Below are 12,229 nucleotides of genomic sequence, written 5' to 3'. Positions count from 1 at the left end.
CCAATGCAAATTGAGCTTAAGCTAATCGTTCTTGTCGCGCCAGCGGTACGGTTTGATCGGTTTGAGGACGCCATAGCGCTCTTCGATCGGCTCATGATCCAGCGGCGGCCATGGAATATTCTCCAGCGGCAGCTTGGTGTCGGGCAACCGGTCGAGAAGGTCGCGAAGCAAGGTCAACCGACCCTTCCGCTGGTCGTTGAAGTCGATCAGCGTCCAGGGTGCAGTTGGCGTATGCGTCTCTTTCAGCATCCGCTCGCGGGCGTCGGTATAGGCCTGGTACAAATAGCGGGCCTGGCGATCGACCGGTGACAGCTTCCACCGGCGGAGCGGATTGTTGAGGCGATCGGCGAAGCGCTCTTCCTGCTTCTCCTGATCGCAGCACAGCCAATATTTATAAAGATAGACGCCGTCGTCGACCAGCTGACGCTCGAAGTCCGGGACCGCCTTCAGGAATGCGGTAACCTCTTCGGCGGTCGCAAATCCCATGACCGTCTCGACGCCGGCGCGGTTGTACCAGCTGCGGTCGAACAGGCTGATTTCGCCACGTGCCGGCATGTGTTGAACATATCGCTGGAAATACCATTGGCCCTTTTCCCGTTCGGACGGGGCGGGCAGGGCGACGACATGGCACTGGCGCGGATTGAGGGTGCTGGCGAACATATGGATCGAGCCGCCCTTGCCGGCGGTGTCGCGCCCCTCGAAGACCACCACTACGCGCTGCTTGGTTTCCTGGATCCAGCGGGCCGCATCGCTCAGTTCATGAAGCAGCGGCTCCAGCGCCTCCTCATATTCCTTTTGGCTCATTCCCCCCATCGGATGCCCCCTTTGCTGTCCCAAGGCTGGCAGACGATATCCAACATGACAAGAAAAAGGGCCAGAGCGTCGCCGCTCCAGCCCTTGATCTGGTTCGCTAATGCGGACGCTTAAGCGCCGGCAATCTCGGCCAGGTCGAGCTTGACGCCCGGACCCATGGACGACGAGAGGGCGACCTTCTTGACATATTTGCCCTTGGCGCCGGTCGGCTTCGCCTTGACGATCGCCTCGACGAAAGCGTCGAAGTTCGCCTTGAGGTCGGCTTCAGGGAAGCTCGCCTTGCCGATGCCGGCGTGGATGATGCCGGCCTTTTCGACGCGGAACTCAACCTGGCCCGACTTGGCGTCCTTGACGGCCTGTCCGACGTTGGGGGTGACGGTGCCGAGCTTCGGGTTCGGCATCAGGCCCTTCGGACCAAGTACCTTACCGAGGCGGCCGACGACGCCCATCATGTCCGGCGTCGCGATGACGCGGTCATAGTTGGTGTCGCCATTCTGCATGGCTTCCATCAAGTCTTCGGCGCCAACGGTCTCGGCGCCCGCCTTCTTGGCTTCCTCGGCCTTGTCGCCCTTGGCGAACACGGCGACGCGGACGTCCTTGCCGGTGCCCTTGGGCAGGTTGACGACGCCGCGGACCATCTGGTCGGCGTGGCGCGGATCGACGCCGAGGTTGATCGCGACTTCGACGGTCTCGTCGAACTTCGACGTTGCGAGGCTCTTCACCAGGCCGATGGCTTCATCGACGCCGTAGTGCTTCATCGCTTCGATCTTGCCCTCGAGGGCCTTCTGCTTCTTCGTGAGCTTCGCCATGTCCTTAGCCCTCCACAACCTGGAGGCCCATCGCGCGGGCGGAGCCTTCGATAATACGGGTAGCGGCCTCAATGTCGTTGGCATTGAGGTCCTTCATCTTGGTCGTCGCGATCTCGGCGAGCTTCGAACGCTTGATGGTGCCCGCGGAAACCTTGCCCGGCTCCTTGGAGCCCGACTTCAGGTTGGCGGCCTTCTTGATGAGGAAGCTTGCCGGCGGGGTCTTGGTCACGAAGGAGAAGCTGCGGTCCGCATAGACAGTGATGACCGTCGGGATCGGAGCGCCCTTCTCAAGGTCCTGCGTCGAGGCGTTGAACGCCTTGCAGAATTCCATGATGTTGACACCGCGCTGACCCAGCGCAGGGCCGATCGGCGGGGAAGGATTGGCGATGCCAGCCGGCACCTGGAGCTTGATGTAGCCCGTGATTTTCTTAGCCATTTTTCTCACTCTGTAGTGGAGTTGCGCAGGGAAACCTGCACGCGTCCGTTCAAGTTTAGCGGTACAAGCGGATGCCCGAAGGAACCCTCCCGCAATTTCCAATGCTGTGCCTTGGAAGCGGGCGCCTTTAGCAGAAAGCCGGGCAGAAGCAAGGTTGAGCGGGGTAGGCCAGGCTTACTCGTCCCTCGGACGATCCGCGCGTGATCTAATTACACTATTTTCCTGGAGGATGAGAGTTTTTGGTGAGGTTAGGGCAGGTTTGGCGGCCTGCCGTGATGGAGATTCCCGATCGAATCTTCACCAATCTTCACAGTCACCACGGCCGGTGCGGGCCATGGGTCCGCCGCCATGGATCAATCGTGGATTCAATTGCCAAAGAGCCAAGGGTTCGTTGGCACAAGAGACAAGCTGTAGGACAGAAGTTTCTTATGGCCGGAATGGGTGGAAAGCGGTCATTACGAAACAGGCAGGACGCCGAAGAAGTCGGCACCAATGCCCGCTGACATGCATGGGCCAAGGTCGCGAGCGTCATTCGAGCCTTGGCCCTCATAAACGGAACGGCAGTATCGGTGGACGCGCTCAAATGCGGCGGGGTCCTGCTTATGAGCTATCGCAAAAGGAAACGTCGGCTCGCTCTCAGAACGGAAGATGCGGACGAGCCGGAATGAGTTCGCATACGCAAACAATGAATGGTCTTGTTCGCCAAGACAGCTCTGGTCTGATGCCCGCTCGTTCAAGCAATAGCGATAGGCCCGGTCGCGCATGCCCTGGACCTCGGTCTGTAGTAGCGCGGGGTCGAGCTTCCATCCGGCAGTAGGCCCGAGCGCAGACTTTGTTTGGAGGTTCGCAATCTGCTCGGCGTCAGACTGGCTGTTTCCGCATGCGCCTAGAACCAAGGCTAAGGCGATTAAGCAGGTCACTTTCATCACCAGACAATCTCATCGGAACCTAATGACCGGAATGGGTCGGAACCCGCCATAAGCGGACGGTCCGCTGTCGGCCATGAGCCGTCACCCCGGTTTCGATACAGCGCATCCTGTTATTGCCGAGGAGGGTGGAAAGCGGAAACTCAGTAGTGAGCCCGACCGAATTATTTTTACTTTGCCGCCGCGAGCATCCCGAGCCGTTCTTTCGCCGCCGCGAACATTTTCTTGAAACGCGGATGGTCGCGGATCGAATTGAAGTCCGGATCGGCCTCAAGGTGGCGAATATGGGTCTTACTCTGCACCCGCTCGAAATAGGGTTGAAGCGCATCCAGCGCGCCATCCGGATCGTCCAGCTCCAGCGCCAGCGAGCAGGCAAGATTGTAACGCATCGAGAGATTGTCAGGATCTAACAGCAAAGCCCGGTTTACCCATTCGCGCGCTCGATCCTTTTCGCCGAACAAAGACAAGGCATTGGCTCCCATGGCGAGGGCCGGGCCGTTTGTAGGCTCTTTCGCGATCGCCCGTTCCGCGCGTTCAAGGCAGATTTTAGCCGCTCGCTTTACCCCTTCGCGGTCGTGGATCGAATAGTAGCAGCTCATCAGCAAACCAGGATTGGAATAGTCAGTATCCATCAGTGAGGCAGCCTTCTCGAAGAAGGGAATTGCCTCCATTATCTGGCCGTGGCGGAAGAACATTCGCCCAGCTTCACGGTTCACCTCCCATGAATCCGGTCCGATCTGGAGCGCGGTTCGGATTTGCTTTTCCGCTTCTTCGCGCCTTCCTTCCTCTTCCAGATAGCGGGCCTTGATGCACAAGGCCTCCGGCATGTCTGGATTGATTTTCAGGGCGCGTTCGGCGGCCGGAAGCGCATTTTCCTCTTCCTTGCCGTGCCAGAAGCGGAGCTCTGCCTGGGCCAGTGCGATAAGCGCCCAAGCTTCAGCATAATCCGGGTCGAGGAGCGTCGCCTGCCGGCATAGCCGGACAATTGCCTCGTCGCGACGTGGGTCGCCATAGGTGCCGCTGATCCATTGCTGCCGGGCCATCAGGTACAAATTGTAGGCATCGACGTTGGACGTGCCGCGGCTTTCGATGGCGCTTTTTTCCCGTGGCAAGAGCTTGACTTGCAAGGCATCGACGATCGCCTTCGAAATCTCATCCTGGATTTCGAAGATGTCGGTGAGATCGCGATCGTAGCGAGCGGCCCAGACATGATCGCCTTTGGCACCGTCGATCAGCTGCGCATTGATGCGGACGCGATTGCCCGCTTTTCGGACACTGCCTTCCAGCACATGGGTAACGCCAAGTTTTTGGGCGACTTCCTTCACATCGAGCGACTGGCCCTTGAAGGTGAATGACGTATTTCGGGCGACAACGGACAGTGCCGACACGTTCGACAAGTCGGTGATGATATCTTCGCTGATTCCGTCGCTGAAATATTCCTGTTCGGGTTCGCCGCTCATGTTGACGAACGGCAGCACGCAAACGGACGCTTTTTTCTGCGCAGGCTCGGCCAGTTCGATCTTGCTGATTTGTTCACTGCGCCCGTGCGATCCACCGATGCGGCCGATCGCATCGATGACATCGCCGAGCGCTTCGGGGCAGCCCTGTCCGTTCCAGGCAGCCAGATCGATCGTATGGAACTGGCGAAAGCCGAGGGGCGGCTTGATGGAACCGAGAGCGATCGGGACTAACCGGCCTGAATCGCGGCCTTCCGCGGCTTCGTCCTGGACCCAGGCGGATTGGACCGAGGTTTTCGACCACAGCACCACGACAGCCTCGGCATCCTTCAGGGCCCGGTCAATTTCGTCGGAGAAGCGCGATCCGCCATGGAGGTGCCGGTCCCACCAGACATCATGGCCGGCCTGACCAATGCCCTCGGCCAGTTCCTTGGCCGCGTCGACGTCGTCCCGTGCATAGCTGAGAAAAACCCGAGCCACGGTTCCTCCACCATCGGAGAAGCTAGTCTGCGCCGTTCGACCGACCGGTGCAAGCGCGACAGTTAACGGGAAGCTAATCGCCAGCTCGGCGACCTCACATGGTTTTCCGATAGCGCGCGGATCTATCGAAACGCTTATGGCCGCAATGGGTGGAAAGCGGACGTTAGCGGCCGTCCGTCTCCGAGGATGAGCGGCTGGCGCCGATAGGCTGAACCGGGCCGCGAGTTACTGCGCGCCGAGCGCCGCCGCCTTGGTCGGCGGCGTCGTGTCCCAGCCGTATACGTCCTTGTTATAGGCGATCTTGCCGGTATCGGGCAGCGCCGTCAGATAAGTGACGTAGATCGGCACTCCCTGCGGGAATGGAACGGTCAGCTCCGCCGAAGTATCTTCCGGCCTCGCCGGTCGGCCCATCATCCAGGTTCCGAAATCGGCTGCCCGTTCCAGGCGGATACAGCCATTGCTGAGCGTCCGCTTCGCTTCCTTGAAATATTCCTTGTGCGGCGTGTCGTGGAGATAGATGCCGAGGCCGTTTTCGAACGGAAACTTCATTTTGCCCATGGAGTTCGCGCCGGTCGGCTTTTGCCGAAGCAGGGCGTGAGCAGTGCCGGCGGCAACTGCCTTCCAGTCGACGGTGGCCGGGTCGAGGATAGTCGGATTGGCCGACCATGCATCGACCACCTCATATTTGTTGCCCTTGAGCGCGCCCGGTCCGAGCTTCGCCGCTGCGGGCGCGATGTTGAGTCGCACGAGATGATCCGGCACGTGCCAATAGGGGTTGTAAATGGCGTAATACATGACGCCGGCAAGCATCGGTGTCCGTAGGCTGTCGCCGCTCTTTGGATCGATCTCATTCTTGCCGACGACGACCTTCATCGAATCCACCGGAGCGCCGTTTTCATACATCCACATCCGAGCAGACGCGATGTCGATCAGCACGAACTTGCTCGACGGCGACTTGAACCGCGCGCGCGTCATGTTGAGTGCCAAACGTGCCGATTGGCCACCGTCCGGAAGCTTGGCCTCTTCCAAGGCAGCCCGACGAAGCTGCGCATACACCGGGTTGAGGTTCCACACCTCATTCATGTGCGCAGCGAGCGACGGGGCACGGGCAGCGGTGGCGAGGATCGATTCACCGGTTGGGACCTTCACGCGCACCCAATTGTCACCATAAGTCATGCCCGGGATTGGCGTGTAGAGCGACTGGACATAATCGATCAGCGACTGCGACATCAGGCGGTCGGCGCTAGTCGCAGCTGCCGCGTCGCCGGCCTGGGCAGTGGCGATCGCAGCTTCGATCTGGGTCGCGAGCGCCGGTCCGCGGGCGAAGCCGTCGATCGGCGCATCTCGCAGCAATTGGAGCAGCGCGGCCTGGGCCTCGCGGTTCGATATCCACAGCGGCGCGTCCTTCCGCGCCGAATAGAAGCGATCGATCGGCGTGAAAGCGCGCAGGATCGTAGGGACGGCGACCACAGGCACAGGCTCCGCCTTCTTCTTCTTGGCGTAACCCGGCGTTGAAGCAATCAAGGCGGCGATAACGGCAAGCCCGCAGGTCTTTGAAATCACGAGAATTCCCCGATGTTGGCCAGTGGCGACTATACCGCATTGGCTGAACCTGTGCTGCATCGTAGTCAACGACACGTCCACCAAAATTCCGAGTGTGGCCCCGATGTCACTCTTGGTCTGGTCTGCCTGCTTCTTCCTGGGGAAGCGAGGGCATGCAGACTGCTACTCGTCGAAGTTCCCGATGGGTAACGTGCTGGCTTGCGGTTCGCAGCCGGGGAAAGTCCGACGGCGGCCATCCCTCGGATTGGGGCTCCGGAATGGGACGGTCTCAGGAAATGCCTGAATTGACTCACTTAGCATATTAATTTGTATTAGGTTTTATGAAGACGAGGAAGCGGTTGGCAGTCGCCGGCCGCTTCTTTGTCCTCCGCCGAACCAAGCGGAAGAAGAAATCATGACGATCGAATGTCATTCATCGGACTATTTTCGCGAACGCGAAGCGAAGGAGCGCGCACTTGCCGATCTTGCTTCCGCGGAAGACATTCGGAAAATCTATCTTTCACTGGCGGACTGGTATCGCCTGCTCGCGGAAAATGCCGAGCTGGAGGAGCGCAAATCCGAGAATCCTACTCGACCATCCCAACCCTGACCAAATGGCCGCGATGTGAGGAATGCGGTCATTAGATCGTGGAGCCTGGCGAGCTAGTCCAGGGTCGTCCGGTACTTCTTCACCGCAATCCCCGCCACGATGACAACGAACAGGGCCAGCGCGCCGAGGCTGGGGGCGGCTTCGGCGATGCCGACGCCCTTCAGCATGGCGCCGCGGACGACGCGGAGCATGTGGGTGACCGGCAGGATCGAGCCCAGCCATTGGGCCCATTCGGGCATCCCGCGGAAGGGGAACAGGAAGCCCGACAGCAGGATCGACGGCAGGAAGTAGAAGAAGCTCATCTGCATCGCCTGGAGCTGGTTGCGGGCCAGCGTGGAGACGAGGAAGCCGAGCGAAAGGCTGCCGACGATGAACAGGAACAGGCCGAGGATCAGCGCGGCCCAGCCGCCCGCCATCGGCACGCCGAACAGCAGGCGCGCGAGGGTGATGACCAGCGTCGCCTGGATGATTCCGACGACCACGAAAGGCGTGAGCTTGCCGACCATGACTTCGAGCGGTCGGAGCGGCGTGGAGAGCAAGGTTTCCATCGTCCCGCGCTCCGTTTCCCGCGTCATGGCGAGCGAGGTCATCATGACGAGGGTCATGGTGAGGACCATCGCCACCAATCCGGGGACGATGTTGTAGCTGGTGATGCTCTCCGGATTGTAGCGCCGCTGGACAACGACCTCGAACGGGTCGGCGGCCGGATTGATCGTCGCCAGCGAGCCCTTCAAAACATGTTTCAATCCTTCCGCCGGAAGCGATGCAAGCGCGGCAACGGCGGCGCCGGTGGCGGCCGGGTCCGAAGCGTCCGCCTCGACCAGGATCTGGGCCTTGTCCCGGCGGACGACGCGGCGCGTGAAATCGCCGGGAATGGTGATCGCGAACTGGACCTCGCCGCGTTCGATAAGCTTGTTCATCTCCTCAGGCGTGCGGGCGACATGATCGATGCTGAAATAGTCGCTGCGCTGGAGCGAGCCGAGGATGGAGCGTGAGAACTGGCCCTGGTCCTGGACAAGGACGGCGGTCGGCAGATGCTTTGGATCGGTGTTGATCGCATAGCCGAACAGCAGCAGCTGGACGACGGGGATGCCGATGATCATGGCATAGGTCAGCCGGTCGCGGACCAGCTGGGTAAACTCCTTGGCCAGCACCGCGACCATGCGCGAAAGGGAAAGGCCCATCATGCTGCCCGAACCTCGGCAGGGGCATGGATGCGCATCAGGTTGATGAACACATCTTCGAGGGTCGGCTGGACTTCGGTCCAGACATAGGGATCGCGCCGGAATGGCTGGATCGCGGCTTCGAGCTTGGCACGGTCGGTGCCGCTGACATGAAGGGCCGTCCCGAACGGGGCGACCATTTCAACGCCCGGCTTGCCGGTAAATTCGCGGCCCAGCCGGTCGGCCCGAGGGCCTTCGGCTTCATAGGTGATGAGGCCGGATTCGGCGATGACCGAGTCCCCCGTGCCTCGCGCGATGAGCTTGCCGTTGAAGATGTATGCGATCTCGTGGCAGCGCTCGGCTTCATCCATATAGTGGGTCGAAACGAGGACGGTCATGCCTTCGTCGGCGAGCCGGTGAATATTGTCCCAGAAACCGCGGCGGGCCTGTGGATCGACGCCTGCGGTCGGCTCATCGAGCAGCAATAGTTTGGGTTCGTGCATCACCGCGGCCGCAAGTGCGAGGCGCTGCTTCCAGCCGCCTGAAAGCTGTCCGGCAAGCTGTTTGCGGCGATGGGTGAGGCCGATGGTTTCGAGGGTTTCGTCAACCCGGGCCGACATTCGGTCCAGCTCGTAGACCCGGGCGATGAACGCGAGATTCTCCTCGATCGTGAGGTCTTCGTAGAGGGAGAATTTCTGGGTCATGTAGCCGGTCTGGCGCTTGATCGCTTCGGCTTCGCGCGGGAAGTCCAGGCCCAGCACCTGGCCGGTTCCGCTGTCAGGGGTCAGTAGGCCGCAGAGCATGCGCAAGCTGGTCGTCTTGCCGGAGCCGTTGGGACCGAGGAAGCCGGTGATATGGCCCTGCTTGATCTGCAGCGAGACATTGTCGACCGCCTGATGGTCGCCGAAGCGCTTGCTCAGGCCCTGGACATCGATCGCGAACGTCACGGCAGCGGCACCACGTCGACCGGCAGGCCCGGCATCAGGTTGGCGGGCTTGGCAGGAAGCGCCTCGACCATAAACACCAGCCGGTCGCGGCTGTCGCGGCTGAAGATGACCGGCGGCGTGAATTCCGGCCGGGGGCTAACGTAGCTGATCTTCGCCGACAGACCGGAAGCGCAGCCGTCGCAGGAGAAGCGGACGCTGGTGCCGGGGCGATATCGGGCGACTTCCTTTTCGGGGACGAAGAAGCGGACCTTGATGCGGTCGTCGGGGAGAAGGCTGACGACCGGCTGATTGGCAGCGGCCCATTCGCCGGGGCGGAAATAGACTTCCTCGACGCGGCCGGCGGAAGGTGCGGGGGGCGACAATTGGCCGACGCGGATATCCACCTCGCGCGAACCGCCGCGCGCCTGGCTTTCCTGGGCGCGGGCGGCAGCGATCTGGGAACGGCGGGCGGACGCGGTTTCCCGGGCGGCGCGGAGGCGTGCGGAAGCTTCACGAAGGGCAGCCTGGGCGGCGTCGATGTCGGTTCCGGCCACGGCGGCGGCATCGTCGCGGCGGACCGACAGCAGGCGATTAAGGTCGCGCTGCGCCTTGTCGACGTCGGTTGCGGCAGCGGTGGCTTCGGCTTCGGCCTGCTGTGCGTTGGCCTGTGCCGAAGCGATCTGGGTGCGCGCTTCGGCGATCTGGGCCTGGGCCTGATCGCCTTGCGCGGAGAGGGTCGCGGGGTCGATCGCGAACAGCTGCGCACCGGCGGCGACGCGCTGCCCTTCCTCGGCGCGGATCGCGCTGATGGTGCCGGCTACCGGCGCGGCAAGGAACAGACTTTCGCCCTCGATGTAGCCGGACAGATAGCGCTCGCGCGGACCGGGGCCGAACAGCCGCCAGGCGAGGAACGCCGCGCCGGCGATCACCACGAGCAGGATGAGGATCTTTGGCCCCCGGGTCATTGAACATTCTCCGTATTTTCGTCCGACCAGCCGCCGCCGAGCGCCTTCACTAGCGCCACCGTGTCGCGTGCCATCGCGGATTTCGTGTTGATCACTTGCTCTTCGAGCGAGAGCCGGCGCGATTGCGCCACGAGAACATCCGAGAAGGTGACGAGGCCGCCGCGATAGCGGGTGCGGGCGATGTCCTCGGCGCGGGTAGCGTTTACGACGGCCTGTTCCAGCTCGGCCAGTTGGCTCCGGTTCCCCGCGATGCGGCTCAAGCTATCCTCGACGTCCTGAAGGCCGGTGAGGACCGTCCGCCGATAGGCAATCATCGCCTGTTCCTGGCGGGCGTTCTGGACCTCGATATTGGCCTTGCGACGGCCGCCGTCGAAGATCGGCCAATCGAGCGCCGCGCCCGCACTGAAGCTGCGGCTGCCCCACTCGAGCAAGGCGCCCAGCGCTGTGCTGACCATCGCCGGAGCGGCGGTTAGCGAGAAGCGGGGGTAGAAGTCGGCGACGGCGACGCCGATGTCGGCGGTCGAGGCGGCAAGGTCGCGTTCGGCCGCGCGAATATCGGGGCGGCGGCGGAGCAGGTCGGATGGAACGCCGGCCGGAATGACTGGTGGGGTAGGGAGCGCTGCGGTCGGTGCGAGCTCGGCGGCCAAGGCGTCCGGGGACTGTCCGGTCAGGACGCCGAGCGCGTGGATCTCCGCCTTCGCTTGAGCCTCAAGGACCGGGATCGCGGCGGCCGCGGCTGCGCGTTCCGACTTCTGCTGCTCGAGGTCCTGGCCGGTGACCAGCCCTCCGCGTGTGCGGGCATCGACCAACTGTTCGAAACGTTGGAGGCGGGCGAGTTCGGCTTCGGCATTGGCCTTCAGCGCCTGGTAGGCGCGCAGGCGGACGTAGGCGTCGGCGACCTCGGCGGCGACCGTCACTTCCGCGTCGCGGCGGCTCCAGACGGCGCTGCCGGTGCGGGCCGCGGCCGCCTCGCGTTCGCGGCGGTTGCGTCCGAACAGGTCGAGCTCCCAACTCGCGTCGAAGCCGGCGCGCCAGGTTGTGAATTCCTCGCCGAGAACAAGGCCGCCGCCGGCTCCGCTGCCGCCGGGTACAGGCGGGACGGGGAAGGCATTTTCGCTGATCCGCTGACGCGTAACCGACCCCTGGGCCGCGACCTGTGGGGACGAGCTGGCGCCGGCAACACGTTCCATTGCGCGCGCCTCGCGGATGCGGGCGGTCGCCAGTTCGATGTCGAGGTTGCCGGAAAGAGCGCGATCGATGAGCGCGGTCAGCTCGCCATCGCCAAAGCCCTGCCACCAGCGGTCGAGGGTTGCTGCTTCGCTGGCCGGCGCTTCGAGGTAGTTGGCGGGCACGGCGACCTGCGGCTCCGCATAGTCGGGACCGACGGTGCATGCGCCGAGCAGCAAGCTGGCGAGAATAATGGAGCGCTTCATCGCGCTTCCTCCGTCAGTAGCCCAGCCAGGACGGCGTCCGCATGCTGGCTGGCGAGCGCGGCCAGATCGAGCGGTTCGCCGCCGATCGGCTCCAACGTCTCGCGATAGATTACCCCCATCAGCATCGGCCCCATCAAGGTGAAGGTGTACAGGCGGGCATCGCCTTGGCGCACCTCTCCCTTGGCCTGGGCCATCTCGATGAGAGCCCGGATCGTGCCGAGGCCCTTGGACACCACCTCGTCATGCCAGACCTTGGCGAGCTTCGGGAAGTTGCGGGATTCGCTGATGACCATCTTGGCGACTGCGCCGACCGGGACCTGGCCGGTCATTGCGACGAACTGCGACAGGAACAGGCGGATGAGGTCGGCGAAGGGCAGGCCGGTCTGGATGAGGGCCGCCTGGAGGTTCTCCACATTCGGCACGACAGTATTGCGCACCACGGCGCGGAACAGCTGCTCCTTATCCTCGAAATAGAGGTAGAGCGTGCCCTTCGACACGCCGGCGCGCTTGGCGATTTCCTCCAGCTTGGCGGCGGCAAATCCCTTTTCGGCAAAGACTTCCAGCGCCGCCGCGCAAATTTCGCGCGGCCGATCTTCTGCTCGTCTCTGCCAACGTGGTGATTTCACGAGTCGCTCCTAACTGACCGGTCAGTTATTAACTCATGAGGCG

11 protein-coding genes are annotated in these 12,229 nt (G+C 62.5%); 1 reads left to right on the top strand and 10 read right to left on the bottom strand.

Annotation, left to right across the window (positions count from 1 at the left end):
* Positions 1-21 precede the first annotated feature (21 nt).
* The 5 genes from ppk2 to LZ496_RS13405 all read right to left on the bottom strand — a co-directional run bounded on the left by ppk2 (position 22) and on the right by LZ496_RS13405 (position 6,484).
* Positions 22-813: a polyphosphate kinase 2 gene (gene ppk2, locus LZ496_RS13425; RefSeq protein WP_249905234.1), complete on the bottom strand. Its 792-nt coding sequence runs from the start codon at positions 811-813 to the stop codon at positions 22-24.
* A 110-nt stretch (positions 814-923) separates the two neighbouring features.
* Positions 924-1,622 (bottom strand): 50S ribosomal protein L1, encoded by a 699-nt coding sequence (gene rplA / locus LZ496_RS13420; protein WP_249905233.1) that lies wholly within the window; start codon positions 1,620-1,622, stop codon positions 924-926.
* A 4-nt stretch (positions 1,623-1,626) separates the two neighbouring features.
* Positions 1,627-2,058, bottom strand: coding sequence for a 50S ribosomal protein L11 (gene rplK / locus LZ496_RS13415; RefSeq protein ID WP_249905232.1), 432 nt, complete (start codon positions 2,056-2,058; stop codon positions 1,627-1,629).
* Positions 2,059-3,154: 1,096 nt separating this feature from the next.
* Positions 3,155-4,921, bottom strand: a complete 1,767-nt coding sequence (locus tag LZ496_RS13410; RefSeq protein WP_249905231.1) for a TIR domain-containing protein — start codon at positions 4,919-4,921, stop codon at positions 3,155-3,157.
* Positions 4,922-5,146: 225 nt separating this feature from the next.
* A complete protein-coding gene (locus LZ496_RS13405) occupies positions 5,147-6,484 on the bottom strand; it encodes a L,D-transpeptidase family protein (protein WP_249905230.1) in 1,338 nt (445 codons plus the stop codon).
* A gap of 394 nt (positions 6,485-6,878) precedes the next feature.
* On the opposite strand from LZ496_RS13405, the gene LZ496_RS13400 reads away from it, so the two are divergent.
* The gene (locus tag LZ496_RS13400; RefSeq protein ID WP_249905229.1) at positions 6,879-7,073 is read left to right on the top strand and encodes a hypothetical protein; all 195 of its coding nucleotides are present in this window, start codon (positions 6,879-6,881) and stop codon (positions 7,071-7,073) included.
* A gap of 53 nt (positions 7,074-7,126) precedes the next feature.
* Here the strand turns inward: LZ496_RS13400 and LZ496_RS13395 are convergent, their stop codons facing one another.
* From LZ496_RS13395 to LZ496_RS14110, 5 genes are read right to left on the bottom strand one after another with little or no spacing between them, the layout of a single operon-like run.
* Entirely contained in the window at positions 7,127-8,260 is a 1,134-nt protein-coding gene (locus tag LZ496_RS13395; RefSeq protein ID WP_249905228.1) for an ABC transporter permease, read from the bottom strand.
* Positions 8,257-9,183: an ABC transporter ATP-binding protein gene (locus tag LZ496_RS13390; protein ID WP_249905227.1), complete on the bottom strand. Its 927-nt coding sequence runs from the start codon at positions 9,181-9,183 to the stop codon at positions 8,257-8,259. The genes LZ496_RS13395 and LZ496_RS13390 overlap by 4 nt, the downstream gene beginning before the upstream one ends.
* Positions 9,180-10,127, bottom strand: a complete 948-nt coding sequence (locus LZ496_RS13385) for an HlyD family secretion protein (protein ID WP_249905226.1) — start codon at positions 10,125-10,127, stop codon at positions 9,180-9,182. The genes LZ496_RS13390 and LZ496_RS13385 overlap by 4 nt, the downstream gene beginning before the upstream one ends.
* Positions 10,124-11,560 carry an efflux transporter outer membrane subunit gene (locus tag LZ496_RS13380; RefSeq protein WP_249905225.1) on the bottom strand — a complete coding sequence of 479 codons (1,437 nt, stop codon included), beginning with the start codon at positions 11,558-11,560 and terminating at the stop codon, positions 10,124-10,126. Before LZ496_RS13380 ends, LZ496_RS13385 begins: the two co-directional genes overlap by 4 nt.
* On the bottom strand, positions 11,557-12,186 hold the full coding sequence (locus LZ496_RS14110) for a TetR family transcriptional regulator (RefSeq protein ID WP_249905224.1): 630 nt from the start codon (positions 12,184-12,186) through the stop codon (positions 11,557-11,559). The genes LZ496_RS13380 and LZ496_RS14110 overlap by 4 nt, the downstream gene beginning before the upstream one ends.
* Between the last annotated feature and the right edge of the window lie 43 nt (positions 12,187-12,229).

The sequence above is a fragment of the Sphingomonas caseinilytica genome (assembly GCF_023516455.1).
Lineage (GTDB): Bacteria > Pseudomonadota > Alphaproteobacteria > Sphingomonadales > Sphingomonadaceae > Sphingomicrobium > Sphingomicrobium caseinilyticum.
Note: the sequence above shows the minus strand (reverse complement) of the source record. Positions and strands in the feature narration are given on the sequence as shown.